This window comes from Actinomadura chokoriensis, from assembly GCF_041463665.1.
GTDB lineage: Bacteria > Actinomycetota > Actinomycetes > Streptosporangiales > Streptosporangiaceae > Spirillospora > Spirillospora chokoriensis_A.
Genome location: NZ_JAXCEJ010000030.1, coordinates 49,353 through 76,248, shown reverse-complemented (window position 1 = coordinate 76,248; position 26,896 = coordinate 49,353). Strand labels below are relative to the sequence as shown.

Annotated in this window: 25 protein-coding genes; 13 read left to right on the top strand and 12 right to left on the bottom strand. The window is 72.2% G+C overall.

Annotated elements, in window-relative coordinates:
• Positions 1-4: 4 nt before the first annotated feature.
• The 5 genes from SM418_RS33160 to SM418_RS33140 are packed head-to-tail and all read right to left on the bottom strand — an operon-like array spanning position 5 to position 3,636.
• Complete coding sequence (locus SM418_RS33160; protein WP_371945382.1) at positions 5-586, bottom strand: GAF domain-containing protein; 582 nt, start codon at positions 584-586, stop codon at positions 5-7.
• A 20-nt stretch (positions 587-606) separates the two neighbouring features.
• On the bottom strand, positions 607-1,191 hold the full coding sequence (locus SM418_RS33155; RefSeq protein ID WP_371945383.1) for a GTP-binding protein: 585 nt from the start codon (positions 1,189-1,191) through the stop codon (positions 607-609).
• Positions 1,169-1,597 (bottom strand): DUF742 domain-containing protein, encoded by a 429-nt coding sequence (locus tag SM418_RS33150; protein WP_371945384.1) that lies wholly within the window; start codon positions 1,595-1,597, stop codon positions 1,169-1,171. The genes SM418_RS33155 and SM418_RS33150 overlap by 23 nt, the downstream gene beginning before the upstream one ends.
• Positions 1,594-2,028 (bottom strand): roadblock/LC7 domain-containing protein, encoded by a 435-nt coding sequence (locus SM418_RS33145; RefSeq protein ID WP_371945385.1) that lies wholly within the window; start codon positions 2,026-2,028, stop codon positions 1,594-1,596. Before SM418_RS33145 ends, SM418_RS33150 begins: the two co-directional genes overlap by 4 nt.
• 30 nt (positions 2,029-2,058) lie before the next feature.
• A complete protein-coding gene (locus SM418_RS33140; RefSeq protein ID WP_371945386.1) occupies positions 2,059-3,636 on the bottom strand; it encodes a sensor histidine kinase in 1,578 nt (525 codons plus the stop codon).
• Positions 3,637-4,266: 630 nt separating this feature from the next.
• On the opposite strand from SM418_RS33140, the gene SM418_RS33135 reads away from it, so the two are divergent.
• The 6 genes from SM418_RS33135 to SM418_RS33110 all read left to right on the top strand — a co-directional run bounded on the left by SM418_RS33135 (position 4,267) and on the right by SM418_RS33110 (position 8,991).
• Complete coding sequence (locus SM418_RS33135) at positions 4,267-4,875, top strand: hypothetical protein (protein ID WP_371945387.1); 609 nt, start codon at positions 4,267-4,269, stop codon at positions 4,873-4,875.
• Positions 4,875-5,483: a class F sortase gene (locus SM418_RS33130; protein ID WP_371945388.1), complete on the top strand. Its 609-nt coding sequence runs from the start codon at positions 4,875-4,877 to the stop codon at positions 5,481-5,483. Before SM418_RS33135 ends, SM418_RS33130 begins: the two co-directional genes overlap by 1 nt.
• 10 nt (positions 5,484-5,493) lie before the next feature.
• Positions 5,494-6,768: an MFS transporter gene (locus SM418_RS33125; RefSeq protein WP_371945389.1), complete on the top strand. Its 1,275-nt coding sequence runs from the start codon at positions 5,494-5,496 to the stop codon at positions 6,766-6,768.
• Positions 6,765-7,121 (top strand): cupin domain-containing protein, encoded by a 357-nt coding sequence (locus SM418_RS33120; protein WP_371945390.1) that lies wholly within the window; start codon positions 6,765-6,767, stop codon positions 7,119-7,121. Before SM418_RS33125 ends, SM418_RS33120 begins: the two co-directional genes overlap by 4 nt.
• A gap of 125 nt (positions 7,122-7,246) precedes the next feature.
• Positions 7,247-8,338 (top strand): adenosine deaminase, encoded by a 1,092-nt coding sequence (locus SM418_RS33115; protein ID WP_371945391.1) that lies wholly within the window; start codon positions 7,247-7,249, stop codon positions 8,336-8,338.
• An 8-nt stretch (positions 8,339-8,346) separates the two neighbouring features.
• Positions 8,347-8,991, top strand: coding sequence for a PH domain-containing protein (locus SM418_RS33110; RefSeq protein WP_371945392.1), 645 nt, complete (start codon positions 8,347-8,349; stop codon positions 8,989-8,991).
• Here the strand turns inward: SM418_RS33110 and SM418_RS33105 are convergent.
• Genes SM418_RS33105 through SM418_RS33095 form a run of 3 tightly spaced genes read right to left on the bottom strand, consistent with a single transcriptional unit; the run spans position 8,984 to position 11,922 of the window.
• On the bottom strand, positions 8,984-10,636 hold the full coding sequence (locus SM418_RS33105) for a phospho-sugar mutase (RefSeq protein ID WP_371945393.1): 1,653 nt from the start codon (positions 10,634-10,636) through the stop codon (positions 8,984-8,986). The two genes, SM418_RS33110 and SM418_RS33105, sit on opposite strands and share 8 nt — an antisense overlap.
• Positions 10,633-11,433: a purine-nucleoside phosphorylase gene (locus SM418_RS33100; RefSeq protein ID WP_371945394.1), complete on the bottom strand. Its 801-nt coding sequence runs from the start codon at positions 11,431-11,433 to the stop codon at positions 10,633-10,635. The genes SM418_RS33105 and SM418_RS33100 overlap by 4 nt, the downstream gene beginning before the upstream one ends.
• A 36-nt stretch (positions 11,434-11,469) precedes the next feature.
• Complete coding sequence (locus tag SM418_RS33095; RefSeq protein WP_371945395.1) at positions 11,470-11,922, bottom strand: gamma-glutamylcyclotransferase family protein; 453 nt, start codon at positions 11,920-11,922, stop codon at positions 11,470-11,472.
• 218 nt (positions 11,923-12,140) lie between these two features.
• On the opposite strand from SM418_RS33095, the gene SM418_RS33090 reads away from it, so the two are divergent.
• On the top strand, positions 12,141-13,526 hold the full coding sequence (locus SM418_RS33090) for an NAD(P)H-quinone dehydrogenase (protein ID WP_371945396.1): 1,386 nt from the start codon (positions 12,141-12,143) through the stop codon (positions 13,524-13,526).
• A 94-nt stretch (positions 13,527-13,620) separates the two neighbouring features.
• Here SM418_RS33090 and SM418_RS33085 read toward each other — a convergent pair whose 3' ends face one another.
• Both SM418_RS33085 and SM418_RS33080 read right to left on the bottom strand, forming a co-directional pair.
• Positions 13,621-14,904, bottom strand: coding sequence for an ArsB/NhaD family transporter (locus SM418_RS33085; RefSeq protein ID WP_371945397.1), 1,284 nt, complete (start codon positions 14,902-14,904; stop codon positions 13,621-13,623).
• A 73-nt stretch (positions 14,905-14,977) separates the two neighbouring features.
• On the bottom strand, positions 14,978-15,436 hold the full coding sequence (locus SM418_RS33080) for a CBS domain-containing protein (RefSeq protein WP_371945398.1): 459 nt from the start codon (positions 15,434-15,436) through the stop codon (positions 14,978-14,980).
• Positions 15,437-15,741: 305 nt separating this feature from the next.
• Here SM418_RS33080 and SM418_RS33075 point away from each other — a divergent pair, with 305 nt between their 5' ends.
• Positions 15,742-16,401: a response regulator gene (locus SM418_RS33075; protein WP_371945399.1), complete on the top strand. Its 660-nt coding sequence runs from the start codon at positions 15,742-15,744 to the stop codon at positions 16,399-16,401.
• Positions 16,402-16,544: 143 nt separating this feature from the next.
• Positions 16,545-18,080 carry a high affinity choline transporter 1 gene (locus SM418_RS33070; protein ID WP_371945400.1) on the top strand — a complete coding sequence of 512 codons (1,536 nt, stop codon included), beginning with the start codon at positions 16,545-16,547 and terminating at the stop codon, positions 18,078-18,080.
• Positions 18,081-18,111: 31 nt separating this feature from the next.
• On the opposite strand, the gene SM418_RS33065 is transcribed toward SM418_RS33070, so the two are convergent.
• Entirely contained in the window at positions 18,112-18,720 is a 609-nt protein-coding gene (locus SM418_RS33065) for a TetR/AcrR family transcriptional regulator (protein WP_371945401.1), read from the bottom strand.
• Between the two features lie 116 nt (positions 18,721-18,836).
• On the opposite strand from SM418_RS33065, the gene SM418_RS33060 reads away from it, so the two are divergent.
• The 4 genes from SM418_RS33060 to atzF are packed head-to-tail and all read left to right on the top strand — an operon-like array spanning position 18,837 to position 25,891.
• On the top strand, positions 18,837-19,673 hold the full coding sequence (locus SM418_RS33060) for an urea amidolyase associated protein UAAP1 (protein WP_371945402.1): 837 nt from the start codon (positions 18,837-18,839) through the stop codon (positions 19,671-19,673).
• Positions 19,670-20,449 carry an urea amidolyase associated protein UAAP2 gene (locus SM418_RS33055; protein WP_371945403.1) on the top strand — a complete coding sequence of 260 codons (780 nt, stop codon included), beginning with the start codon at positions 19,670-19,672 and terminating at the stop codon, positions 20,447-20,449. Before SM418_RS33060 ends, SM418_RS33055 begins: the two co-directional genes overlap by 4 nt.
• The gene (gene uca, locus SM418_RS33050; RefSeq protein ID WP_371945404.1) at positions 20,442-24,065 is read left to right on the top strand and encodes an urea carboxylase; all 3,624 of its coding nucleotides are present in this window, start codon (positions 20,442-20,444) and stop codon (positions 24,063-24,065) included. Before SM418_RS33055 ends, uca begins: the two co-directional genes overlap by 8 nt.
• A complete protein-coding gene (gene atzF / locus SM418_RS33045) occupies positions 24,062-25,891 on the top strand; it encodes an allophanate hydrolase (RefSeq protein ID WP_371945405.1) in 1,830 nt (609 codons plus the stop codon). Before uca ends, atzF begins: the two co-directional genes overlap by 4 nt.
• Positions 25,892-25,898: 7 nt before the next feature.
• Here the strand turns inward: atzF and SM418_RS33040 are convergent, their stop codons facing one another.
• Positions 25,899-26,879, bottom strand: coding sequence for a HAMP domain-containing sensor histidine kinase (locus tag SM418_RS33040; RefSeq protein WP_371945406.1), 981 nt, complete (start codon positions 26,877-26,879; stop codon positions 25,899-25,901).
• Positions 26,880-26,896: the final 17 nt, after the last annotated feature.

The following is a 26,896-nucleotide window of genomic DNA, read 5'->3' as shown; positions in this document are numbered from 1 at the left end:
CGCGTCAGCCCAGCGACTCCTCGCGCCGGCCGATCAGCCGGACGAGCTCCGCCGCCCGCTCCTTGATGAGGTTCAGCCCGGGGCGTCCCCACGGTCGCGGCTCGCGGTCGACGACGCAGATCGTGCCGAGGGTCGTGCCCGTGCGGTCGATGAGCGGGGCTCCGACGTAGGTCCGGATGCCCAGCTTGTCGACGACCGGGTTGCCGGCGAACCGCGGATAGTCGCATATGTCGTCCAGGACGAGCGCCTTGCGCCGGACGACGACGTGCGGGCAGTAGCCGTGGTCGAGCGGTATCTCCCGGCCCAGCTCGACGGCGCCCGCCGGGTCGGCCCCCGGGTCCGGCGGGGCGTAGAGCCCGGCGAGGAACTGCCGGTCCGTGACGAAGTTGACCATCGCGAACGGGGCGACGCCGGTGCCGACGAGGCGCCGGGCGGTCTCGGCGAGGTCGCGGGCGAACGCGTCGAACTCGGGTTCGGCCCACTGGCCCAGCCCGAGGCTCCGGAGCCGCGCGACGCGCTGGGGGACCTCGTGGTCGACGGGTGTCAGCAAGTGGCCGGCGGGTTCGTACAGGGGCTCGTGGGACACGGGGATCTCCAGGAGGTCGGTCAGGCGGACGGGGCGGGGACGGCGGCGAGCAGGTGCCGGACCAGGGCTCGCAGCACGGAGGTGGCGGAACCGCGGTCGCGTGCGTCGCACAGCACGATCGGGACGCGCGGGTGCAGTTCGAGGGCGGCTCGCACCTCGCCGGCCTCGTAGCGGAACGCGCCGTCGAACTCGTTCACCGCGACGAGGAACCGGGTTCCCCGGTTCTCGAAGAAGTCGACGGCGTCGAAGCAGGCGTCGAGGCGGCGGGTGTCGGCGAGCACGACGGCGCCGAGCGCACCGGCGCACAGCTCGTCCCACAGGAACCAGAAACGCTGCTGCCCCGGCGTGCCGAACAGGTACAGCACGATGTCGTGCTGCGCGATCGTGATCCGGCCGAAGTCGAGCGCCACGGTGGTCGTGGTCTTGCGCTCGACCCCGCCGAGGTCGTCGGTGCCCGCGCTGGCCGTGGTGATGAGCTCCTCGGTGCTGAGCGGTTCGATCTCGCTCGCGGCACCGACGAACGTCGTCTTCCCCACGCCGAAACCGCCCGCGACGAGGATCTTGACCTGGGTGGGGAACACCTCATCGGGCTCGTTGTAGGCCATCGAGCAGCTTCTCCAAGAGGTCTCGGTCGGTGAGGTCCGCCGCGGGGCGCGGCGCTCGGGTGGTCAGGGCCCGCCAGTGCACCAGATCGGCGAGGAGGACCTTGGTGACCGCCACGGGGAGCCGCAGGTGCGCCGCGACCTCGGCGACCGAGGTCGGCGAGCGGCACAGCCCGAGCGCCTTGACGTGCTCCGGGTCCAGCCCTCCGGGGAGCTCGCCGGTCGCCACGACCAGGGACAGCAGGTCCAGCTGGACGGCCGGGCGGGTGCGTCCGGCGATCAGCGCGTACGGGCGCACCAGCGGCCCCGCGTCGTCATCGAGCCAGACGCCGTCGTGCTGGGCGGCGTGGTGCTGGATACCGTCGCGCCGGACGCCATCGTGCCGGGCGGCGTCGTCGCCGACGGTCATGGCGACGGGTTCGGATGACTCGTGGTGGCCGCCGCCCGCGTCGCGGTGCCGAGGAACGGCCGGACGGACTTGATCAGCCGCGCCATCTCGAAACCGACGACCGCCGGGTCGGCCTCGCCCTTCGCCAGCACCGCCAGGACGGAGTTGAAACCCGCCCACGAAATGAACAGCTGGCTGGACTTGAGTTCCGTCACCACCTGCCGGACCTCGTTGCTGTCGTCGAATTTCGTTCCGGCGCTGCGGGCAATGGAGAAAAGGCCGGAGGCGAGCGCCGCGAGCTGTTCCGCGCTGGCGCGATCGAATCCGTGGGCGGCTTTCAGCATGCCGTCGGAGGAGAGCAGCACGCTGCCACGGATGACCGGAACCTCCTCACCCAGACCGCGCAGCAGCCAAGCAAGATCCTGTTCCTGGTTCGGGGAGCCAGCGCTCAATGGACGCTCCTTATCGCTGGTAATGGTTCGTCAGTCCGTGCCATCGGTGCCGTCCGCGCCGCCGTCACCCTCCGCGGCGCCGCGGACGCCCCGCTGGAATGCCGCCATGAGGCCGGGGTTGTACTCGATCTCGTCGTCGTCCTGCTGCCGCGGCGCCGGAGGATTGATCAGTTCGGGCGCCATGTTCGCCTGCACCCGGCGGCGCGGCAACGACGGCCGCTCACCGCTCGGCGCCGCAGCGGGGTTCTGGGCCGGGCCGTGGTTCTGGGCCGGGCCGTGGTTCTGGGCCGGGGCGGGGTTCTGGGCCGGGCCGGGGAGGGAGGGCTCGGCGCCGGTGTCCGGCGGCGCGGGCGCGGCCGCAGTGGCTGGACGCTCGGCCACGGCCGCGCCGGTGGCCACCGGAACGGGCTCGGGGCGCGCCGCCCGGGCCTCGGCCAGGACCTCGGCCCGCTCCTCCTCTTCCGCGCCGACCAGGTCCTTCGGCACGATGACGACGGCCTGCGTCCCGCCGTAGAGGTTGTCCTGGAGTTGGACGCGGACGCCGTGCCGGCGGGCGAGCGAGGAGACGACGAGGAGCCCGATGCGTCCCTCCTGCAGCAGGTCACCGGTGCCCGCCCGGTCGGGGTCGGCGAGCACCTCGTTCAGCCTGCGCCGGTTCTCCTTGGGGATCCCGAGGCCGCGATCCTCGACCTCGACGGCCAGGCCCGCGCTCACGGTGTCGACGCGGATCAGCACCTGCGTGTGCGGCGGGGCGAACCTGGTGGCGTTCTCGATCAGCTCGGCGAGCAGATGGATGACGTCCGCGACCGCGCCGCCGTGCAGGGTCCCCTCGGCGGGCGGCACCACCTTCACCCGGTTGTAGTGCTCCACCTCGGCGATGGCCGAGCGCAGCACCTCGTACACGGTCACCGGCCGGCTCCACTGGCGGCGCGACGCGGCGCCGCCGATCACGGCGAGGCTCTCGGCCTGGCGGCGCATGCGCGTGCTGAGGTGGTCGACCCGGAACAGGCCCTTGAGGAGGTCGGGGTCCTCGACCTGGTTCTCCAGCTCGTCGAGCCCCTGGATGGCGCGGTGGGCCAGCGACTGCATCCGGCGGGCGAGGTTGACGAACACGTCGACCCGCTGGTCGGTGCCGCCGCCGGTCTCGCGGGCGGCGGCGGTGTCCAGCACGGCGTTCCACGCCTCGCCCTGCGCCTGCCGCAGCTCGTACGCGAGCCGTACGAACGCGTCGCTGGAGTCGGTGGCCGGGACCTCTTCGCTGCGGGGCGCGGTCTGCCCGGCGTTGACCCGCTCCACCAGCTCCCGCAGGCCCCGCCGGCCGCGCGCGATGGAGAACCACAGCTCGCCGAGGCGCCGCTGCACGTCCTCGTGGCCGCGCACGGACAGCCGGGCGTGCTGCCGGTTCACCCGGCGGGTCGCCGCGTCCGCGGCGAGCACGGCCGCGCCCAGCGTGATGACGGCCGCCACGGCGGCCCCCGCCAGCACCAGTTGCACCCGCTGCGTCGGGGGCTCGGGGTCGCCGCCGTACAGCACCGCGGCGGCGGCGACCCCGAGCCCCGCCACGACGGCCGCGGGGAGAACGGAAATGCACAGGTGAAAGGACCGCATGCTGTTCTGGCGCCGCACCCCGCGGGACGGATTCCTGCCATGTCGCCGGGAATCCTGGCGCTCGGCATCGGCAGCAGGTTCGGAGAAGGCAGGCATGGCGTCCTCGGTGCGGTCGACGGCAGGGATCACATTACTGAGTAAGCTGTGCTCTTACCGGTACAGTCCGTGTCCAGGCTGGCACAACACTCCACCGAGGAAGCGCGGATTACCGAGATTCCGGAGAGAGTAGAGCATTTTCCGGTGACGTGTCCATTGGTGCCCAATTTGCCCGAAATTCACTAACTGCACGCCCGTAATTCGATGTGCCCCTCGTGGCCGAGTCCCCGTGCGGTGGCGCGTTCGGCGGCGGGCCTCTAGGCGCCGGGACGTGCCGACCGCGTGAACCGCTCGACCCGGCCCGCCGCGTCCGGAAACCCCTCGAAGGCGCGGAGCCGTGAGGCCGCACGTCGGTCGGCGATGTGACGGCTTTCACACCAACTTTTGGACCGGCATTTCTGATCATGTCCTCTTGGTGATTCGCAGAAAATGGTCCCGAACCAAACGGGTTCGCGCCTCATCGTATGAAGGCATAAGGGGGCACGGTGCCAAGGCTGAAAGTCGAGTAAGCCGCCGTGTCGTAATGGAGAGAAGATGCGACTCGGAAAGGCGACCGTTTTCGGTCTCGTTCTCGGCGGCATGACGATCGGCCTGGCCGCGCCCGCGATGGCCGACGACGGGGACGCGGTCGTCCAGCCGAGCCAGGCGCGCCCCGGTGAGCAGGTCACCGTCGTCGGGAAGAAGTGCCAGGTCGACGGCGAGGCCGGCTCGCTGGCCTTCGTGGGCGGGGCCGTCCCGCTGAACGGCGCGGAGGAGGTCGACGGCCGGTCGGGCCTCGCGACCATCAAGGAGGACACGTTCCCGGGCGACTACACGGTGCAGGTGCGGTGCGGCGGCCACAAGTCGGTCGGATACCTCAAGGTGCTTGAGGCGAAAACAGCGCCGAACAAGACCGCGCCGAACAAGACCGCGCCGAACAAGACGGCGCCGAAGACGCCCCTGCCCACCCCGAGCGGCACGGCGCGGCCCACGCCGATGGGCAGCGCGCACCCGACCCCGACCGGCGGGGCCAAGACGGGCTTCGGTGGCGGCTCCGAGAACGGCGACCTCGTGCTGCTGGCCGGTGGCGGACTCCTGGTGCTGGGCGCGGTCGGCGCCGGCGGCGCGGCCGTCCGGCGCCGGCGGAGCGACGCGGACGCCTGATGACACGGCACCTGTGGGCGCTGGCGGCGGTGCTGCTGACGGCGGGACTGACGGCCGTGGGCCTCGGTCTGCGCGGTCCGGGCGGCCCGCCCCAGCCGCCCGCATGGGCCGCGACGGCCCGGCCCGTCGATCACGGCGGGCCGGTGCTGCCCCGCTCGCTGCCCGTGCGGGTCGCCATCCCGTCGATCGGGGTGAGCGCCCCGCTGATCCGGCTGGGTCTCGACGCCGACGGCTCGGTCCAGGTTCCCGCGGCCGACCGTCCCGGCGAGGCCGGCTGGTACGACCGCGGCCCCACCCCGGGGGAGCGCGGCGCCGCCGTCCTGCTCGGCCACGTCGATTCGCCGAAGGGGGCCGCGGTCTTCTACGACCTCGGCCGCCTGCGGCCCGGACACCGCGTCGAGGTGACCCGCGCGGACGGCCGCGTGGCCGTGTTCACCGTCGAGTCCGTGGAGCGGGTCGCCAAGGACCGGTTCCCGACCGGCCGCGTGTACGGCCCGCTCGACCATGCCGGGCTCCGGCTGGTCACCTGCGGAGGCTCGTTCGACCGGGCTGCGCGCAGCTACCGCGACAACATCATCGTCTACGCCGCCGAGACGTCCGTCCGGTAGCTTTGGCGCGGTGCGGGGACGATCACTGGGGCGGGAGTTCCGGTGGCTGTGGACGTCCTACACGATCAGCGCCGCCGGGACGTGGCTCGCACTCGACGCGTTTCCCCTGATCGCGATCCTCGTGCTGGACGCGGGCCCCGCCCAGGTGTCGATGCTGGCGGCCGCGGGGCTGGCGGTGGGGGCGGCGGTCGCGGTGCCGCTCGGGCCGTGGGTGGAGTTCCGCCGCAAGCGTCCCGTCATGATCGCGATGGATCTGGTCCGGTTCGCGGCGCTGCTGAGCGTGCCCGCCGCGTTCGCCCTGGGCGGGCTCACCTTCGTCCAGCTGCTGGTGGTGTCGGTGATCGTCGCCGCGGCCGGCATCGCCTTCCGGGCGGCGAGCGGCGCCTGCCTGAAACAGGTCGTACGGCCGGAGGACCTGCTCGTCGCGAACGGGCGCTACGAATCGACGACGTGGACCACGACGATGCTCGGCCCGCCGCTCGGCGGCGCAGCGATCGGCCTGTTCGGCCCGGTGACGACCGTGCTGGCGGACGCGGTCAGCTACCTGCTCTCGGCGGGCGCGGTCCGCGCCATCGGCGGGACTGAGCCGGAGCCCGCCCGCGACGGCGCACGGAAGGTCCGCCCCGGAGACCTGCTCGAAGGCTGGCGGTACATCCTGACCCACCCGGAACTGCGCCCGCTGTTCTTCAACACGGTGCTGGTCAGGGCGCTGATCCTGGCGGCCGCGCCGCCCCTCGCCGTCCTCATGCTCGGCGACCTCGGCTTCGCGCCCTGGCAGTACGGGCTCGCGTTCGGCGTCCCCTGCATCGGCGGTCTCGTCGGCTCGCGCCTGGCCCGCCCGCTGGTCACCCGGTTCGGGCGGCGGCGTGTCATGCTCACCGCCGGGACGCTCCGGGCGTGCTGGCTGCTCGGCCTGGCCTTCGTCGGCCCGGGCGCGGCGGGGCTGGCCCTCGTCATCGCCGTCGAGTTCGGGCTGATCACCTGCATGGGCGTGTTCACCCCGGTCTTCGCGACCTACCGGCTGGAACGGACGACCGACGACCGGGTCGCCCGCACCCTTTCCGCGTGGTCGGTCACCGACAACGCGGCCGTCGCCGCGCTGACCGCCCTCTGGGGCCTGCTCGCCGGCCTCACCGGACCGCGCCCCGCGATCGCGGTCGCGGGCGTCCTCATGCTGGCGACCCCGCTGCTGCTTCCCCGACGTGACGCCCCGCCGCACGCCTTGACGCAGGTCAGGTGTGGTGTAAGCGTGGGAAGTGATGGTGAAAAGGGGGATTCATCATGACTGAGATCAAGAGCATCGAGAAGCCGGACGACCGGCGCGACTTCCCCAGAGGGCACCTGGAAGTCGTGAACCTCAGCGGCCTCGTATTCGGGAAGGCCACGTTCGAGCCCGGCTGGCGCTGGACGGAGTCCGTCAAGGAGATCGCGGGCACCGACCTGTGCGAAGTCCACCACAACGGCTACGTCGTCCAGGGACGGATGCGGGTCCAGATGCGGGACGGCTCCGAAGGGGAGCTCGGCCCCGGCGACGTGTTCGTCCTGAAGCCCGGCCACGACGCGTGGGTCGTCGGCGACGAGTCCTGCATCATGTTCGACTTCGCGGGCAACATCGGCGACTACGCCAAGGCCCGCTGACCCATCGCGGCCCTCCTCGACCTCGTGGCGAGCCCATCGCGGGTTCCGCGCGCCGGTTCCCGGCACGGAGTTAATGGCGAGAGTTGACGACGTGGGGACGGGATGTCGGCGGGTAAATTCGAGGGATGAACGAGCGGCCGACTCTCGAGGACATCCGGCGTGCGCCGAAGGTGCTCCTGCACGACCATCTGGACGGCGGGGTGCGGCCCGCGACCATCATCGACCTGGCGCGGGAGACGGGGTACGCGGACCTCCCCGCCACCGACGCCGACAACCTGCGGACGTGGTTCGAGGAGGCGTCCAACTCGGGGTCGCTGGAGCGGTACCTGGAGACGTTCTCGCACACCGTCGGGGTGATGCAGACGGTCGACGCGCTCACGCGGGTCGCCTACGAGTGCGCGGAGGACCTCGCGAACGACGGGGTCGTGTACGCGGAGGTCCGGTACGCGCCCGAGCAGCATCTCAGCGCGGGGCTGACGCTGGAGCAGGTCGTCGAGGCCGTCCTGGACGGGTTCGCGCGCGCCCGAGACGACTTCGGCATCCGGGTCGGGACGCTGGTCACGGCGATGCGGCACCAGGCGCGCAGCATGGAGATCGCGGAGCTGGCCGTCCGGTACCGGGACCTCGGGGTCGTCGGGTTCGACATCGCGGGCGCCGAGGCCGGGTACCCGCCGACCCGGCATCTGGACGCGTTCGAGTACCTGCAGCGGGAGAACGCGCACTTCACCATCCACGCCGGCGAGGGGTTCGGGCTGCCCTCGATCTGGCAGGCGATCCAGTGGTGCGGCGCCGACCGGCTCGGCCACGGCGTGCGGATCATCGATGACATCGAGGTGGACGGCGAGGACGCGCGGCTCGGCCGCCTCGCCGGCTACGTCCGGGACAAGCGGATCCCGCTGGAGATGTGCCCGACGTCCAACATCCAGACGGGCGCCGCGAAGTCGATCGCGGAGCATCCGATCGGGCTGCTGCGGCGGCTGAGCTTCCGCGTCACGGTGAACACCGACAACCGGCTGATGAGCGGGACGTCGCTGTCGCAGGAGTTCGCGAAGCTCACCGAGGCGTTCGGCTACGGGTGGGACGACCTGCAGTGGTTCACGGTGAACGCGATGAAGTCGGCGTTCGTGCCGTTCAACGAGCGGCTCGAACTGATCAACGGGGTGATCAAGCCCGGTTTCGCGCAGCTCAAGTGGAGCGGCGCGAGGCCGCTGGCATGATCGAGCCCATGACCATTCGCTCCACCGGCGGGCGCGTCGCCGCTTACGCGTGGTTCGTGTTCGCCGTGCTGAACTTCGTGGACCTGTTCGCCGGCGTCACCGGTGACCCCGACTACTCGGCGACGACGTTCACGATCGCGTTCCTGCTGCTGCTCGGCTGCGGGATCGCCTACGCGGTCGGGCTGCGTCCCATGATCATGGGGGACGATGACGCGCTGACCGTCCGCAACCCGCTCCGCGACGTCCGGGTGCCGTGGGCGGCGGTCCGCGGCATCGAGGGCAAGAACGCGGTGACGGTGCGTTTCGCCGGCCCGGACGGGACGGAGCTGGAGACGCGCGCCTGGGTGCACCAGACGTCGCCGCGCGCCCAGGCCAAGGCGGAGGCGCGCGCGCAGAAGCAGGCACGCAAGAGCCAGGGGCCGACCCTCGACCTGCGGGGGCGGACGCCGACGGGGTTCGTGGCCCAGCAACTCAACGAGATGCGTGACCGCCACCGTCCGAAGACGAAGTCGGGCGCTCCCGACAAGGCCGCCGCCGCCAGGACGGAAGCGCCCGCCAGGGGGACGGTGACCTGGTCCATTCCCGCGGTGGCCGCCCTGGTCGTCCCACTGGTCGCCGCGATCGTGACCGTGGTCGTCTCGACGCTCAGCTGAGAACGGTGGAGAGGGCCGCGCGCAGGGCCTCCAGTTCTGCGGCGGCGCGCGCGCGGGCCTTGACGATGTCGCCCTCTACGGGGAGGACGACCTCCAGATAGCACTTGAGTTTCGGTTCTGTGCCCGAAGGGCGGATGACCACGCGGGCGTCGCCTGCCAGGCGGAAGCGGAGGCCGTTCGTGGGCGGGAGGCCGTCCCCCGGCTGGGCGAGGTCGTCGATCGACTCGACGGTGCGTCCCGCCAGTTCTGCCGGGGGAGCGGCGCGCAGGCGCGACATGGCCGCCGTGATCAGGGACAGGTCGTCCACCCTGACCGAGAGCTGGGACGTGGCGTGCAGGCCGTACTTGCGGGCCTGCTCGTCCAGGAGGTCCAGGAGCGTGCGGCCGTCGCGTTTCGCGTCGGCCGCGAGGGCGGCGACGGCGAGGGCGGCGCCGATGCCGTCCTTGTCGTTGACGAGGACGCCCCGGTCGTCGCCGACGCTGTAGCCGAGCGCCTCCTCGTAGCCGAACACGAGCCGGTCGGACGGGCCGCCCGCCTTCATGATCCATTTGAAGCCGGTGAGCGACTCGGCGAAGCGGACGCGGTGCGCGGCGGCGATCGAGCGCAGCAGCGACGACGACACGATCGTGGTGACGGCCAGGCGGTCCTCGCCCGTGGTGTGCCGCAGGACGTGCTCGGCGAGCAGCCCGCCGACCTCGTCCCCGGTCAGCGTCCGCCAGCCGGACGGGGACGGGACGGCGACGGCGCAGCGGTCCGCGTCCGGATCGTTGGCGATCACCAGGTCGGCGTTCCGGTCCTCCGCGAGGGCGAGGGCCAGGTCCAGCGCGCCCGGCTCCTCCGGGTTCGGGAAGGCGACGGTCGGGAAGTCGGGGTCGGGGTCCGCCTGCTCGGGGACGACGACCGGGGCCGGGAACCCCGCCCGCTCGAACGCCGCGAGCAGGACGTCGCGGCCGACGCCGTGCATCGGCGTGTAGACGATCGAGATGTCGCGGTCGCCGCCGAGGCGGAGCGACGACACCGCGTCCAGGTACAGGTCGGCGCCGGCGTGGACGGGCCAGCCGGAGCCGAGCGGCAGCTCGTCCACCCGGCCGACGGCGTCGATCGCCGCGGAGATCTCGGCGTCCTGCGGCGGGACGATCTGCGCCCCGTCCGACCAGTACACCTTGTAGCCGTTGTCGCGCGGCGGGTTGTGGCTGGCCGTCACCATGACGCCCGCCACGACGTCGTCGAACGTCCGGGTGAAATGGGCCAGGACGGGCGTCGGGACGGGATCGGCGAACACCTCGGGACGCAGGCCCGCCCCGCTCAGCACGGCCGCCGTGTCGCCCGCGAACCGGCGCGAGCCGTGCCGCGCGTCGAAGCCGATGATCACGCGGCCGCCGGCGGGCAGGCGGGCGGCCAGGCCGGCGGCGGCGCGCATGACCGTGACCCGGTTCATCCGGTTCGGGCCGGCGCCCAGCTCGCCGCGCAGCCCGGCCGTCCCGAACTCCAGGCGGGAACCGAACCGGGCGGAGAGCGCCTCGCGGTCGTCCAGGATCGCCTGGAGTTCGGCGCGGGTCTCCGGGTCCGGGTCCTGCGCCATCCATTCCTCGGCGCGCGCGCGGAGGTCGTTCGCGCGGGTGCCGTTCGCGCGGGTGCCGCTCATAGCTTCGCCAGGACGGTGGCGAGGAGCGTGCCCATGCGCCCGGCGGACGCGCGGCCCGCCGCGAGGACCTCCTCGTGGTCGAGCGGCTGGTCCGACAGCCCGGCCGCGATGTTGGTGACGAGGGAGATCCCGAGGACGTCCGCGCCGCCCTGCCGGGCCGCGATCGTCTCCAGGACGGTCGACATGCCGATCATGTCGGCGCCCAGCGTGCGCAGCATCCGGATCTCTGCGGGCGTCTCGTAGGTCGGGCCGCGGAACGCCGCGTACACGCCCTCCGACAGCGTCGGGTCGATCTCCCTGGCGAGGGCCCGCAGCCGTCCCGAGTACGCCTCGGTCAGGTCCAGGAACGTCGCGCCGGTGAGCGGGTTCGCGCCCGACAGGTTCAGGTGGTCGGAGATCAGCACCGGGTCGCCGACGCTCTGGTGCTCGGGGCGCAGCCCGCCCGCCGCGTTCGTCAGCACCACCGTCGTCACCCCTGCGGCCAGCGCCGTCCGGACGGGGTGCACCACGGCGTCGACACCGCGCCCCTCGTACAGGTGCGTCCGACCGAGGAAGACCAGCGCGCGGTGCCCGCCGACCTCGACGACACGGATCTTCCCGGCGTGCCCCTCCACGGCCGGGGGCGCGAAGCCGGGCAGGTCGGTGACCGTCAACTCGGCGACGGGCTCGCCGAGCTTGTCGGCCGCCGGAACCCAGCCGGAACCCATGACGAGGGCGACGTCGAAGGAGTCGGAGGACGTGCGGTCGCGCAGCGCGTCCGCGGCGTCCCGCGCCAGTGCAAAAGCGTCGTTGCTCACATGGCCGACACTACAGCCGGGTCGCTCGTGGCTTGATCAGTCGCCGAGCGACTTGCACGGACGTGTCCGCAGGTCCTTGACGTAGTCGTCGGGCGCGCCGGCCTTCTCCGCCGCGTCGGCGAGGATGCCGAGGTAGCGCGCGGACGGCAGCCCGCCCTCGTAGTCGTCCAGGACGTACATCCAGCACAGGGCGTCGCCGTCCAGCGTCTGCACGCGGACCCGGAGCTTGCGGTAGACGCCGAGCGCGGCCCCCTCCCAGGCGTCGAGTTCCTTCTCGTCCCAGGCGGGCACGTCGTACATGACGACGAAGACCTGTTCGAAGTCGTCCTCGACGACCGTGGCAAGGGCCCCGTCCCAGCCCTTGTCCTGACCTGCGAAGGTCAGCCGCCAACCGGCCAGCCAGCCGGTGCCGCGCATGGGCGAATGCGGAGCCCGGCTCGCCATCTGCTCGGGATCCATGTTGGAGGCGTACGCCGCGTACAGTGCCACGTTGGCCAAGGCTACGCCACGTACGTCGCGGGGGTGTGGGGGTTGTCCCCCACGGTGATTCGCCACGTGCGTCGCGGGGGTGTGGGGGTTGTCCCCCACGGTGATTCGCCACGTACGTCGCGGGGGTGTGGGGGTTGTCCCCCACGGTGATTCGCCACGCACGTCACAGGGTGCGGAACGGGACTTTTCACTGCCTGGAGTAGGAAACAATGGAAGATGTGACCCGCATCGTGATCATCGGAGGAGGCCCGGGCGGTTACGAGGCCGCTCTCGTCGCGGCGCAGCTCGGCGCGGACGTGACCGTCATCGAACGGGACGGTCCCGGCGGCGCCTGCGTGCTCACCGACTGCGTGCCCTCCAAGACGCTCATCGCCACCTCGACCCGGATGGCGGTCATGTCGGAGTCGGCGGGCCTCGGGCTGCGCTTCAACGGCGGCCCGGACGGGATCGTCGGCGCGCTGGAGGCCGACATGGCCGAGGTCAACAAGCGCGTGAAGGATCTCGCGCGGGCCCAGTCGTTCGACGTCGCCGAACGGCTCTCCTACGAGGACGTCAAGATCGTCCGCGGGGAGGCGCGGCTGGTGGAGCCGCACGTCGTCGCGGTCGGCGACCGGCGCATCCCGGCCGACGTCGTGCTCATCGCGACGGGCGCGACGCCGCGCGTGCTGCCGGGCGCGGAGCCCGACGGCGAGCGCATCCTGAACTGGCGCCAGCTGTACGACCTGCCCGAACTGCCGCGAGACCTGATCGTCGTCGGGTCCGGTGTGACGGGCGCCGAGCTGGCCGGGGCCTACCTGTCGCTCGGCTCCAAGGTCACGCTGGTGTCCTCGCGCGACCGGATCCTCCCGACGGAGGACGCCGACGCCGCCGCCGTCCTGCAGGAGGTGTTCCTGCGGCGCGGGATGAACGTCATGTCGCGGTCCCGCGCGGCGGGCGTGGAGCGCTCGGGCGACGGCGTGATCGTCACCCTGGAGGACGGGACGAAGGTCGAGGGCACGCACTGCCTGATGACCGTCGGGATGGTGCCGAACACCACGGGGATCGGCCTGGAGGAGGTCGGTGTGCGGTGCGACGGGCGCGGTTTCGTGGAGGTCGACAAGGTGTCGCGGACGTCCGTCCCGCACATCTACGCGTCCGGCGACTGCACGGGCGTGCTGATGCTGGCGTCCGTCGCGGGCATGCAGGGACGTATCGCGATGTGGCACGCGCTGGGGGAGGCGGTGCAGCCGCTCAAGCTCGGCTGGGTCGCGTCCAACATCTTCACCGACCCCGAGGTCGCGTCGGTCGGGGTGACGCAGCACATGGTCGATTCCGGGGACGTCAACGCCCAGGCGGTCATGCTGCCGCTGTTCACCAACGCGCGCGCCAAGATGCAGGGCTTCGAGGACGGTTTCGTGAAGCTGTTCTGCCGTCCGTCCACGGGGATCGTGCTCGGCGGCGTCATCGTGGCGCCGCGGGCGAGCGAGCTGATCCTGGGCGTGTCACTGGCCGTCCAGCAGCACCTGACCGTCGACCAGGTCGCCCAGACGTTCGCCGTGTACCCGTCGCTTTCGGGCAGCATCACCGAGGCGTCCCGCCGCCTGATGTCCGAGCACGCCTACTGACGCGTTGACTTGCGGCGTGTTGTTGTTTCCGACGCGCCCATAACAACAACATGCCGCAAGTCAACGCACCCGGTGAACCGTGGTGGGCACCGCGCTAGAAGTAGCGCAAGGCCACGTACACCCACGCGATCAGGGTGCTCAGCACCGTGACGACGATCCCGTAGCGGGTGAACTGCCAGAAACTGATCGGGTTGCCGGTCCTCGCGGCGATGCCGATCGCGACGACGTTGGCGCTCGCCGCGACGGCCGTGCCGTTGCCGCCGAAGTCGGCGCCCAGCGCGAACGACCACCACAGCGCCTCGGCGGTCGTCGGGTCGGGCGCGCCCGCCGCCATCCCCTCCACGATCGGCGCCATCGTCGCCGCGTAGGGGATGTTGTCGAAGAACGCGCCGAGCACGGCGGACCCGAACAGCAGGCTGGTCGCGGCGGCGAAGTAGTTGTCGCCGACCGCGTCCGCCGCCCACGTGCCGATCGTCTCGATGACGCCCGTGTGCCCGAGGCCGGCGACCATCACGAACAGGCCCACGAAGAAGACCAGCACGGGCCACTCGACCTCTTCGAGGACGTCGGACACGTCGACCCGGGACACCAGCAGCATCACGCCGGCGCCGACGAGCGCGACGATCGACGGCTCCATGTGCACCACCGAGTGCAGCATGAACCCGACGATGACGAGCCCCAGCACGACCAGGCACCGCACCAGGAGCGCCGGATCGGTGATCGCCTTGCGCTCGTCCAGCGACATCACCTCGGCGACGTACCGCTCGTCGTACCTGAACGACTTGCGGAACATCACCCGCGCCAGCAGCACGAACGCGATGAAGATGACCACCACGATCGGCGCCATGTTGACGAGGAAGTCGTTGAACGTCAGCCCCGCCCGGCTGGCGATGATGATGTTCGGCGGGTCCCCGATGAGCGTCGAGGCGCCGCCGATGTTGGACGCCAGCACCTCGGCGATCAGGTACGGGTGCGCCGGGATGCGCAGCCGGTTGCAGACCACCACCGTCACCGGCGCGACCAGCATGATCGTGGTGACGTTGTCCAGGAACGGCGAGGCGACCGCGGTGATGGCCATGAGCATCACGAGCAGCCGGTACGGCCTGCCCCTGGAGCGTTTGGCCGCCCAGATCGCCAGGTAGTCGAACAGCCCGGTGCCCTTGATGATCCCGACGATGATCATCATGCCGAGCAGCAGGAAGATGACGTTCCAGTCGATCCCGTCGTGCTCGGAGAAGAAGACGTCGGCGCCGGGGGCGAGCCCCAGCACCGTCATGGCCCCGGCCGCGATCAGGACGACCTTGACCTTGTCGACCTTCTCCGTGGCGATGAAGAAGAACGCGACGACGAAGATGGCGAGCGCCGCCACCGCCGTCATCGCCGAACCCCCGGACGGATGCCGCCGCGCGGCGGTGCGTCACTCGGTCGCGCGTCAGGCGACCATGAGTGGGTCAGTCGTCGGGCCTGGTCAGCGCCAGTGCCGACAGCAGCCGGTCGAGGATGACCGCGCCGGTGAGCAGCCCGGCGTCGTCCACCACGGCGACCAGGGGGCTGCGCTGGCGGGCCATGAGCGTGGCGAGTTCCAGCAGGGTCGCGGACGATTTCACGATGACCGGGCGGGGAGTGTGCGTGCCTAGGCAGTCGCCCACTTTCATGTCGCGGATCTCGTGCCAGAAGACGTCCGCATGCGCCTCGTCCACGGTCCGCGTCAGCGCCGGGTCCTCCTGGTAGGCGACGGGCACCGCGAGCCGCAGCACCTGCGTGCCCGGCAGGACGAGGCGGGGGCGCTGCACGTCGTCCACCACGATCAGTCCGGGGAGGCGGCCAAGGGCCATGACCTGTATCGCGTGCGCGATCGAGTCGTCCCGCGTCACGGTCGGCACCTTGATGGCGATGTCCCGCGCTTTCATGCTGTCCTTTCGGCTTCCGGAGAGCCTGGTTCCTCGGGCTGATAGGTTCCTCCTCCTCACGCCGGGGGCGGTCCCGTCGCAGGACGGCCTCCGCGGCGCTTTGGGCGGAGTGCGGTGCCCGCCGCTCGTTCGCTGTGCCATGCGTCCGCCCCTTTCCGCGTACGCTGTCCAGTCTTTGCGGCGGCGGCCCGCCCCTATATCGGGGCCGACCCCCATATCGGCGCCATGGGGCATGTATCTGCGAGTGGAGGAGAACCCGCTTCCGTGCCCGACCCTAGGATGGGCACGAGACCGGAGGTGATCGGGTGCACACGCGCGAGTCCGCCACCCGGATACTGCTGGCCGACGATCACGCGCTGGTGCGCCGCGGGCTGCGCCTGATCCTGGACGCCGAGCCCGACATGACCGTGGTCGCGGAGGCGTCCGACGGGGCGGAGGCGCTCGACGCGCTCGCCGCCGGCGGCGTCGACCTCGCGATCCTCGACATCGCGATGCCGCGCATGACGGGGCTCCAGGCCGCGCGCGAGATCTCCCGGCGCTTCCCCGCCGTGCGGACGCTGATCCTGTCGATGTACGACAACGAGCAGTACCTGTTCGAGGCGCTGAAGGCGGGCGCGTCCGGCTACGTGCTGAAGTCCGTCGCCGACCGGGACCTGCTGAGCGCCGTCCGCTCCGCGATGCGCGGCGAGCCGTTCCTGTACCCGGGGGCCGTGACCGCGCTGATCCGCGAGTACCTCGCCCGGGACCGGGACGGCGACGCCCCCGACAGCATCCTCACCCCGCGCGAGGAGGAGGTCATCAAGCTGATCGCGGAGGGGTACTCGTCGAAGCGGATCGCGGAGACGCTCACGATCAGCGTGAAGACCGTCGACCGGCACCGCGCCAACATCCTCGGCAAGCTCGGCATGCGGGACCGGCTGGAGTTGACGAAGTACGCCATCAGGATCGGGCTCGTCGAACCCTAGGCGGGGCTGTCGCCTGCCCGTCGCGCGCGGAGAGCATCCCTTTACGCGCCTGTTTCATTGAGCCTCTCTGGCCGTAACACTCGGACGTCTTACTGGACGCCTTATCTGTCACTCGACAGAAATTTGCGCGTCCAGGAGGAACCATGATCATCGCCGGGGTGGGGCTGACGGTCCTGCTCGTGCTCGTGGTCGGCATCGCGGTGGCCCGCATGGTCGACGGCGACTCCACGAACTATCTGGTCGCCGGGCGGCAGCTCGGGGCGCCGCTGGTGGCGGTCGCGCTGACCACCGCCGCGGTCGACTCCAACGCGACCATCGGCAACACCGACCTGTCGGCCGACCTGGGGTTCTGGGCGGGCGCCTCGCTGGCCCTCGGGCTGGCGATCTGCCTGCTGCTGGCCGGGATCTTCCTCGCCAGACCGATGAACCGCATGGGGCTGATGACCCTCGCGGACTTCTTCGCGCGCCGGTACACGCGCCGCGTCGAGGTCATCGCGGGCGTTCTCATGGTCGTGTCGTTCACCGTGCTGCTGGCCGGGAACCTGGTCGCCCTCGGGTTCCTGATGGAGCATTTCGCCGGCGTCCCGTACGAGCTGGGCGTCATCGTCGCCGTCGCGCTGATCCTCGCCTACACCGTCGGCGGCGGGCTGTTCTCGGACGTGTACACCGCCGTCATCCAGGCCGTCATCACGGTCGGCGCCACCGTCGCGCTGTTCGTGTGGGTGGCCTCCGAACACGGGATCAGCGTCCCGGACGGAGCCGGGCCCTTCGACATGGGGCAGCTGACCGATCCCGCCCAGGGCGCCGCCATCAACTGGGCGACGCTGGTCTCCCTGGGCATCGGCGACCTGGTCGCCATCGACTTCATGCAGCGGATCTTCGGCGCCCGCAGCCCCGAGGCGGCGCGCCGTGCCTGCTTCGTCGGCGCCGGCGCCACGGCGGCCGTGGGCGTGGTCTGGTCGCTGATCGCCCTGACCGGTGCCGCGAAGCTCGGCCTGACGGCCGCCAACGGGCCCGTCGTCTACGAGCTGCTCGACGGAGGCGCGCCCGTCCTGCTCGCCGTGCTGGTGCTGTCCGGCGTCGTGGCCGCGTCCTTCTCCACCGGGTCGGGCGCGGTGCTGGCCACGTCCGCGGTGACGGTGCGCAACGTCGCCGGGCTCAAGCGCGCCGTCGAGCCGGGTCACAAGGACCCTCTGCTGCGATGGGTGCGGATCGCGATGCTGCCCGTCGCGGTGTGCGCCACGATCCTGGCCGTGCGGGTCTCGCAGACCGGCATCCTGCTGACGCTCGCGTTCGACCTCATGCTGGCCTGTCTCGTCGCCCCGTTCGTGCTCGGGCTCTTCTGGCGGCGGGCGACGACGGCGGGCGCGCTCGTGAGCATAGGTGTGGGGGTGGTCGTCCGGCTGGTCTTCCTGGTGCTGACCCCGACCCTGTACGGGGTGCCGAACGATCTCTTCTACATCGAGAACGGCCTGGTGAAGGAAGGGTTCGACGGGTGGGCGACCCTGCTGGCCGGGGTGATCGGCGTCGGTGTGTTCGTCGTCGTCTCCCTCTGCAGCCGGTCGCGTGACGAGGAGGAGCGCGATCTGCGGTTCCTGGACCACCGTGCGGCGACGGAGGAGGCGGCGGTCGCGCCGGATCCGCGATCCCCGGAGGGCGTCGCCGTCGGCGGGACGTGAGACGCGGCGGGGGCTGCCGCGCGGGAGGCCCTCACCCGGGCCCGATGATCCTCAGCGACGCCTCGGCGATGCGGTCGCCGGTGTCGCGCGGCAGCGGGGCGCCGCCGGCGCGCTGACGGCGCAGGATCACGCTCTCCACGAGCCCGAACACGAGGTCGGCGACGGCCCCGTGCTCGGGCTCGGGCGCGTCCGGCAGGCACTGCTCGACCAGCGAGCGGTAGGCGCCGAGGAGGCGGTCCCGCTCGGTGCGGAAGGGGGACAGGCGATCGTCGGCGACCTCGGGCAGCAGGTAGAGGGCGCCGAGGTTGCGGGGGGTGGTGGCCAGGAGGTCGGCGTCGTAGGCGCACAGGCGGCGCAGCCTGTCACGGGCCGACAGATCCTTCTCGCCGACGAGCCGCTCTGCCATGACGATCGAGGGGCGGACCGTTTCCAGCAACAGGGCGAGCAGGACCTCGTGCTTGGCGGAGAAGTAGTGGTACAGCGTGGCCTGGGAAATGCCCGCGGCCTGGGCCAGCTTGTAGGTGCTCACCGAGCCGAACCCCACCGTGCAGAAGAGATCCGCCCCGGCGTTCAGGATGTCCTGTTCCGTACTGCCCGAGATGGAAGGGCCTTTGGTTCGGGGGCGTCCGCGTCCTGCCATGCGTGGAACGTAGCAGCCGCGCCAATTTACACGTCGTTCACGTGACCGAGATCCGGCGCGCGACGACGGTCGATTCAATTTCTGTTGTTCGACAGAAAAAGTTGCAGGAGGTAGCCGTGCCCGCAGCAACCGCCACGACCGCAGGGGCCAGGGACCATGCCCGCGCCCAGGAGGGGACCGTGGTCCACGCCGCGCCCACCGTCCCGGCCTCGTCCCAGACCAGCACTCCGGAAGGTGTCGCGCCGCAGGACGTCGTGTGGAGCGACCGCCTGCCCGGGGGCGGCTACGCCCACCGCGTGCTGGCCCCCGGCATGCGCGTGCGCCTCACGGACGTCACCGGCGACGCCTGCGCGCAGGTCGTGCTGTACCACGCGGACATGCCGTGGGAGCGGCTGAACACCGCGGACACCGCGAAGATCCAGTGGCAGGTGTACCCGCACGAGGGTTACCTGCTGCTCAGCGACCAGGCCCGGGTGCTCGCGACGATCGTCGAGGACACCTCGGGCCACCACGACACGATCTACGGCGCCTCCACCAAGGCCCGCAACGAGCGCCGCTACGGGGACGGCTCCGTGCACGGCCCCAGCCCCGCCGGCCGTGAACTCCTGGTCAACGGCGCCCTCAAGAACGGCCTGGGCCGCCGGGACGTCCCTCCGACGGTCTCCTTCTTCCAGGGCGTGCGCATCGACGACGGTGGCCGTCCTGTCTGGCAGGGTGCCGCAGGTTCGGGCGCGTACGTCACCCTCCGCACCGAGCTGCCCGTCGTCATGCTCGTGGCCAACGCCGCCCACCCTCTGGACCCGCGCGAGCGGTACACGTGCGGCGAGCTGGAGATCCTGGCCTGGCGCGACCGCGTCACCACCCCCGAAGACCCCGAGTGGGCCGCGACCCCCGAGGGACGCCGCGCCTTCGAGAACACCGCAGACCACCGTGCAGGACGGAGCCTTCGATGACCACCGCCGCGCCCGCCGTCGCCCAGGCCGTGTCCGGTACCGCTCCGGCCACCGACACCACGACGCTCACCGCTCCCGTCCTCGACAGGCCGGCCACCTACCTCGGCACCAAGACCCCGGGCGACCCGGCCGCCGCCGAGGCCTCCATCGCCACGGCCGTCGAGCGCTTCGGTGAGATCGCTCACCGCGAGACCGTGGGGCCTCGGGGCCCATGGTCCCGCGTCCTGAAGGCCGGGGAGGTCCTCACCATCGTGGACCTGGACGGCAACCAGGCCGTCGACTTCCTCGCCTATGACGCCCACGACCACTCGCGCGCGTACAGCGTGCAGGCCACTCTTCAAGAGCAGGACTCCGTCTTCCTGACCACCGGCTCCATCCTGCGCGACAACGAGGGCGAGGCCCTCCTGCACGTCGTCGCCGACGCCGTTGGCCGCCATGACACCCTCGGCGGCGCCTGCTCGCGGGAGTCCAACACGCTGCGCTACGGCCACCACACCTACGCGCAGCACGCCTGCGCGGACAACTTCGTCAACGAGCTGTCCAGGCACGGCATGGGCAAGCGCGACCAGGTCTCCAACATCAACTGGTTCATGAACGTCCCGGTCGACCCGGACGGTGCTCTCGGCATCGTCGACGGCATCTCCGCGCCCGGCCTGTCCCTGTCGCTGCGCGCCGAGAAGGACACCCTCGTGGTGGTGTCGAACTGCCCGCAGATCAACAACCCGTGCAACGGCTTCGACCCGTCCCGCGCGGAGATGGTGGTGCACCGTGGCTGACCTCCCTCCCGGAGGACTCGGTGTCTCCGCCGTCCTGGTCGCCAACCGCGGCGAGATCGCCTGCCGTGTCATCCGCTCCGCCAAGGCCCTCGGCCTGCGCACCGTCGCCGTCTTCTCCGAGGGCGACCGCGGCGCGGCCCACGTCCTGGCCGCGGACGAGGCCGTCCTGATCGGCCCCACGCCCCCGGGGCAGTCCTATCTGAACGCCGAGGCCGTTCTGCGCGCGGCCAAGGAGACCGGCGCCGACGCCGTCCACCCCGGATACGGCTTCCTGTCCGAGGACGCCGACTTCGCCGAGGCGGTCGAAGGGGCCGGGATGGCGTTCGTCGGGCCCACCCCCGAGCAGTTGCGCACGTTCGGTGACAAGCACACCGCGCGCGCCGCCGCGGTGGCCGCGGGCGTGCCCGTCTTCCCCAGCACCGGCCTGCTCGTGGACGCCGAGCACGCGGTGGCCGAGGTCGAGCGCATCGGGTATCCGGTGATGCTCAAGGCCACGAACGGCGGCGGCGGCATCGGCATGAGCGTGTGCCGGGACGCCGGCGAACTGCGCGAGGCCTACGCCCGCGTCACGTCCCTGGCCGAGCGATCCTTCGGCTCCGGCGGCGTGTTCGCCGAGCGGTACGTCTCCGGCGCCCGCCACGTCGAGGTCCAGGTCTTCGGCGACGGCGAGGGCAACGTCGTCACCCTCGGAGACCGCGACTGCTCCCTGCAGCGCCGCAACCAGAAGGTGGTCGAGGAGGCCCCCGCCCCGGCCCTCCCCGCCGAGGTGAGACGGAGGCTGCACGACTCGTCCCGGGCCCTGGCCGCCGGCCTCGGTTACCGGTCGGCGGGGACCGTCGAGTTCGTCTACGACCCCGAGCGGCAGGACGCCTCGTTCCTGGAGGTCAATGCCCGACTCCAGGTCGAGCACCCGGTGACCGAGCAGGTCACGGGCACCGACCTCGTCGCCTGGATGCTGCGCCTGGCCGGGGGCGACGCCGCCTTCCTGTCCCCGTACGCGGAGACGGGCGCCGTCCCCCTCCGCGGCCACGCCGTCGAGGCGCGTGTCTACGCCGAGGACCCGGCCGCTGGCTTCCGTCCGTCCGCGGGCCCTCTCACCCGCGTGGAGCTGCCCGAGGGCGACGGCGTCCGCGTCGACGCATGGGTCACCACCGGTACCGAGGTCACCACCGCCTACGACCCCCTGCTCGCCAAGGTCATCGTCACCGGCGCCGACCGCGCCGACGCGCTGGGCCGCCTCGGGGACGCGCTCACCGCGAGCCGCATCGACGGCATCGAGGTCAACCTGGGGATGCTGCGTGCCGCCGTGCGCCTGCCGGAGTTCGAGGCCGCCGAGCACACCACATCCACCCTGACCGGCCTGGGAGACCCGGAACCGCGCATCACCGTCGGGCGCGCGGGCCTGATGACCACCGTGCAGGACGCCGACGGACGCCTGGGCTACTGGCAGGTCGGCGTGCCGCCCTCAGGCGCCATGGACGACCGTTCCCTGCGCCTGGCCAACCTCGCGCTCGGCAACGGGGAGAACGCCGCGGGCCTGGAGTGCACCGCGGGCGGTCCCGAGCTCACCTTCACCCAGGACACCGCCGTGTGCGTGACCGGCGCCCCGGCCCCCGTGACGGTCGACGGGACGCCGGTGCCGATGTGGGAGCCGGTGCCCGTCCCCGCCGGGTCCACCCTGGACGTCGGCGCCCCCTCGTCCGGCCTCCGCACTTACATCGCCTTCGCGGGCGGCCTGGACGTCCCCGCCTACCTGGGCTCCGCGGCGACCTTCACCCTGGGCGGGTTCGGCGGCCACGGCGGTCGTGCCCTGCGTCCCGGAGACGTGCTGCGGACTCGCGGCAGCGCCGGGGGTGGGGACGGCACGGATCCGCGGCCCGTCGCCCCGTCCCGCCGTCCCGGGTTCGGCACGCACTGGGAGCTGACCGTCACCGAGGGCCCGCACGCGGCCCCGGGGTTCTTCACCCGCGAGGACATCGACCAGCTCTACGCCGCCGACTACGAGGTCCACTTCAACTCCGCGCGCACGGGCGTGCGCCTGGTGGGGCCCAAGCCCGCCTGGGCGCGTCCCGACGGGGGAGAGGCCGGCCTGCACCCCTCCAACATCCACGACACCCCCTACTCGGTGGGCGCCCTGGACTTCACCGGCGACACCCCCATCCTGCTCGGCCCGGACGGGCCCAGCCTCGGCGGGTTCGTCTGCCCGGTCACCCTCGTCTCCGCCGACCGGTGGAAGCTCGGCCAGCTCCGTCCCGGTGACACCGTGCGGTTCGTCCCCGTGCGGCTGGAGGCGGCGCCCGCGCCCCGCACCCTCGACCTCCCCTCGCCGGTCGCGGGCGGGGACGGCGACGACGGCGTGCTGCGCCGCCTGGGCGGCGGCGAGACGTCGGGACCCGCGGTGACCTACCGGCGCCAGGGCGACGACTCCGTCCTGGTGGAGTACGGCGACATGGTCCTCGATCTGCGCCTGCGCGCCCGCGTGCACGCCCTGCACACCGCCCTGGAGGAGCGCGGCGAGCGCGGCGTCCTGGACATCACGCCGGGGATCCGCTCGCTGCAGGTGCACGTGGACCCGTCCGTCCTGCCGGTGCGCGCGCTGCTCGGGCTGCTGGTGGAGATCGAGCGGTCCCTGCCGTCCGTCTCCGAGCTCGTCGTGCCCTCGCGCACCGTCCGCATGCCGCTGAGCTGGGACGATCCCGCCACCCGCGAGGCCATCGAGCGGTACATGGCCGGTGTGCGCGACGACGCGCCGTGGTGCCCCTGGAACATCGAGTTCATCCGCCGGATCAACGGCCTGCGGTCCGTCGACGACGTCTACGCGACCGTCTTCGACGCCTCCTACCTGGTGCTCGGCCTCGGTGACGTCTATCTGGGAGCGCCCGTCGCGACCCCGCTGGACCCCCGCCACCGCCTCGTCACGACCAAGTACAACCCGGCCCGTACCTGGACGGCGGAGAACTCCGTCGGCATCGGCGGCGCCTACCTGTGCGTGTACGGCATGGAAGGCCCCGGCGGCTACCAGTTCGTCGGCCGCACCCACCAGGTCTGGCGCAGGCACACCGAGGACGGCCAGGACCCCTGGATGCTGAGGTTCTTCGACCGGATCTCCTGGTATCCCGTCTCCGCCGAGGAACTCCTCGACATCCGTGCCGACGTCGCCGCCGGGCGCCGCGGGCTGGAGGCCGTCGAGGGGACGTTCTCGCTGGCCGAGCACGAGCGGTTCCTGGAGGAGAACGCCGCGCCCATCGCCGCGTTCCGCGCGGCGCAGGCCGCCGCGTTCGGCGCGGAGCGCGGCGCCTGGGAGGCGGCGGGCGAGTTCGAGCGCGCGGCCGCCGCCGAGGCCGCCGTGCCCGAGCCGGTGGACGTCCACGTCCCCGAGGGCGGCACCCGCGTGGACGCGCCGTTCGTCGCCAGCGTGTGGAAGGTCGACGTCGCCCCCGGTGACGTCGTCGAGGCCGGACAGACCCTCGTCACCCTGGAGGCGATGAAGATGGAGGCCCCCGTCACCGCCCCCTGCGCGGGCGTCGTCGAGACGGTCCTCGCGGGCGCCGGCGACCAGGTGGCTCCAGGCGAGGCGCTCGTCGTGCTGGCCCCGAGCGCGGAGGTGACGAAATGACGACCGAGACCGTGCCCGACGGGCAGCGTGTGCTCGCGGGGCAGCCCGTGACCGACGGGCAGCGGCACGCCGCGGACGCCGGGTCCCCGCGTCCCGAGGCATGGATCTGGCGGCGTCCGGAGGCCGAGGTCGTCGCCTCCGTCGAGGCGGCGGCCGGCCCGCTGGCCGGGCTGCGCCTGGCCGTCAAGAACAACGTCGACGTCGAAGGCATCCCGACGACGGCCGCCTGCCCCGGATTCTCCTCGGCTCCCGCCCGGGCGGACGCGCCCGCCGTGGCACGGCTGCGCGCCGCCGGGGCGACGCTGGTCGGGGCCGCCAACCTCGACCAGTTCGCCACCGGCCTCGTCGGGCAGCGCAGCCCCTACGGCCGCGTGCGCTCCGCTCACCGTGCCACCCACGTGTCCGGCGGGTCGTCCTCGGGGTCGGCCGTCGCCGTCGCCACCGGTGAGGCAGACATCGCGATCGGCACCGACACCGCCGGGTCCGGGCGCGTCCCGGCCGCGTTCAACGGGATCGTCGGCGTCAAGCCCACCCTCGGCGTCGTCTCCACCGACGGCGTCGTCCCGGCGTGCCGCTCCTACGACGCGCTGACGATCTTCGCTCGGGACCTCGGCACCGCGTCCCTGGCGATGTCGGTGATGGCGGGCGGGCCCGGGACGCGCGCCTGGCCCGCCGACGCGCCGCTGGCCGCTCCGGCGGCGGCCCGCGTGGCCGTGCCGGACGAGCTGCCCGCCATGGCCCCCGGCTGGGCCGAGGCGTTCACCGCCGCGGCCGACCGTCTCCGGGCCGACGGCTGTGTGGTCGAGGCGATCCCCTTCGCCTCCTTCCTGGCCGCCGCACGCCTGCTGTACGACGGCGGCCTCGTCGCCGAACGGCACGCCGCGGTCGGGGACTTCGTCGACGCCCACCTTGGCGACGGCGCCGCCCGTCTCGATCCCACGGTCGCGGGGATCGTCCACAAGGCCGGTTCCGTCACGGGCTCCGAGCTCTCCCGCGACCAGGCCCGCCTGGCTGACCTGCGTCGAGAGTGCATGACCCTCCTCGACGGATTCGACGCGCTCCTCGTGCCCACCGCGCCGTTCCACCCGTCGATGGACGAGGTCGCCGCCGACCCGGTCGGCGCCAACTCCCGCGTCGGCACCTACACCAACTTCTGCAACCTCTTCGATCTCTGCGCCGTCGCCGTCCCGTCCGGGACCGTCGACGAGGGCGAGGCCGGCATCGCGCAGTTCGGTGTCACCGTCGTCGCCCGGGCCTTCCATGACGCCGTCGCCCTCGACCTCGCCTCGCGGGTCATGGTGACGGCGGAGACCCCCGCCGAGACGTTCCCGGGCGCCGACCTCGGCAGGGGCGCGGACGCTCCGCCGGTGCCGTGGCCCGCGGCGATCGCGGACGCAGGGCTCCAGACCGTGGACCTGTTCGTCGTCGGCGCACATCTGCGCGGGCAGCCGCTGGAAGGCGAACTGCGGGCCCTGGGCGCCCGCTGGGCGGGGGAGGCCACGACCTCCGCGGCGTACCGTCTCGCGGCGCTGGACACGACGCCCCCCAAGCCGGGGATGACCCGCGTGGGGGCGGGCGGGGCACCGATCGCCGGGGAGGTCTGGCAGCTCACCGCCGGCGCGCTCGGCCGGTTCCTCGCGGCGCTGCCGGCCCCGATGACGCTCGGCCGGGTCGAACTCTCCGACGGACAGTGGGTGGTCGGCTTCGGCGCCACCGCCGACGCGACCGCATCGGGCCGGGACATCACCGCCCACGGCGGCTGGAAAGCCTGGCTCGCCGACCAGCGCTCAGGCCCGCCGCCGGCGCAGAAGGGACACGGGCGCTAACACGCGTCTAACCCGCTGAGGGGCGGGTGACCTCGGGCGGGATCTCCAGCTTCACCTCGGTGCCGCCGCCGTCCGCCGGCCCTATCGTGAGCCGCGCGCCGATGAGCATCGCGCGCTCCCGCATGCCGTGGATGCCGGAACCGTCCTTGGTGGGCGGTCCGCATCCGTCGTCGACGACGCGCAGGACGACGCTCCCGTCCTCGTCCTGCGCGAGCGACAGTTTCGCGTTGCGCGCGCCCGAATGCCGCCACACGTTGGTGAGGCCCTCCTGCGCGATCCGGTAGATCACCAGTTCGGTGTCCGGGCCGAGGCCCTCCAGGCCCGTCTGGAGGCGGCGGGTCACGCGCGGCCCGCCCGTCCCGGAGAAGTCCCCGGCGAGTGCGGTGAGCGCGCTGGTCAGGCCCAGATCGTCCAGGACGCCGGGACGCAGCCGCCGGGCGACGCGGCGCACCTCGTCCAGGCTGGACCGGACGACCTCCTGGACGCCCCGCAGCTCCTGCGCCACCTCCTCCGGCGCCCGGTCCACCACCGACTTGAGCTCCAGCAACACCACGGTGAGGGACTGCCCGATCTCGTCGTGCAGCTCTTGCGCGATGCGGCGGCGCTCGGCCTCCTGCGCGTCCAGCACCACGGCGGTGCCGATGCTGTGGTCGGCCTCCAGCCGGTCCAGCATCGCGTTGAACTGGTCGGCGAGATGGAACAGGTCGCCGTTGCCGGTGGGGGAGAGCCGGTCGCGGGAACGCAACGAGTCCAGCCGCGCCATCAGCGAGGTGAGCCGCTCCAGCGGCGCCAGGCTGGCGCGCAGCAGCAGCGCGTTCGCCGCCATCATCACGACCAGCCCCACCGCCAGGACGAGGAGTTCCCGCAGCAGGATCGGCGAGGAGACGGTGACGGGTGCCACGGCCAGCAGGACGGTGCCGATCGCGAAGATCAGCCCGTTGATGCCGAGGATGCGCCAGTACAGTGCCGACGCGGGTGTCCTGCTCATACCACCACGTCACCCTA

Bases quoted from the DNA above. Each gene is read 5' to 3' on its own strand.
- SM418_RS33080 (WP_371945398.1), bottom strand. From the start codon at position 15,436: ATGAAAGCGCGGGACATCGCCATCAAGGTGCCGACCGTGACGCGGGAC.
- SM418_RS33070 (WP_371945400.1), top strand. From the start codon at position 16,545: ATGATCATCGCCGGGGTGGGGCTGACGGTCCTGCTCGTGCTCGTGGTC.
- SM418_RS33055 (WP_371945403.1), top strand. From the start codon at position 19,670: ATGACCACCGCCGCGCCCGCCGTCGCCCAGGCCGTGTCCGGTACCGCT.
- SM418_RS33135 (WP_371945387.1), top strand. From the start codon at position 4,267: ATGCGACTCGGAAAGGCGACCGTTTTCGGTCTCGTTCTCGGCGGCATG.
- SM418_RS33110 (WP_371945392.1), top strand. From the start codon at position 8,347: ATGACCATTCGCTCCACCGGCGGGCGCGTCGCCGCTTACGCGTGGTTC.
- atzF (WP_371945405.1), top strand. From the start codon at position 24,062: ATGACGACCGAGACCGTGCCCGACGGGCAGCGTGTGCTCGCGGGGCAG.
- SM418_RS33115 (WP_371945391.1), top strand. From the start codon at position 7,247: ATGAACGAGCGGCCGACTCTCGAGGACATCCGGCGTGCGCCGAAGGTG.
- SM418_RS33130 (WP_371945388.1), top strand. From the start codon at position 4,875: ATGACACGGCACCTGTGGGCGCTGGCGGCGGTGCTGCTGACGGCGGGA.
- SM418_RS33085 (WP_371945397.1), bottom strand. From the start codon at position 14,904: ATGACGGCGGTGGCGGCGCTCGCCATCTTCGTCGTCGCGTTCTTCTTC.
- SM418_RS33120 (WP_371945390.1), top strand. From the start codon at position 6,765: ATGACTGAGATCAAGAGCATCGAGAAGCCGGACGACCGGCGCGACTTC.
- SM418_RS33155 (WP_371945383.1), bottom strand. From the start codon at position 1,191: ATGGCCTACAACGAGCCCGATGAGGTGTTCCCCACCCAGGTCAAGATC.
- SM418_RS33150 (WP_371945384.1), bottom strand. From the start codon at position 1,597: ATGACCGTCGGCGACGACGCCGCCCGGCACGATGGCGTCCGGCGCGAC.
- SM418_RS33140 (WP_371945386.1), bottom strand. From the start codon at position 3,636: ATGCGGTCCTTTCACCTGTGCATTTCCGTTCTCCCCGCGGCCGTCGTG.
- SM418_RS33105 (WP_371945393.1), bottom strand. From the start codon at position 10,636: ATGAGCGGCACCCGCGCGAACGGCACCCGCGCGAACGACCTCCGCGCG.
- SM418_RS33040 (WP_371945406.1), bottom strand. From the start codon at position 26,879: ATGAGCAGGACACCCGCGTCGGCACTGTACTGGCGCATCCTCGGCATC.
- SM418_RS33065 (WP_371945401.1), bottom strand. From the start codon at position 18,720: ATGGCAGGACGCGGACGCCCCCGAACCAAAGGCCCTTCCATCTCGGGC.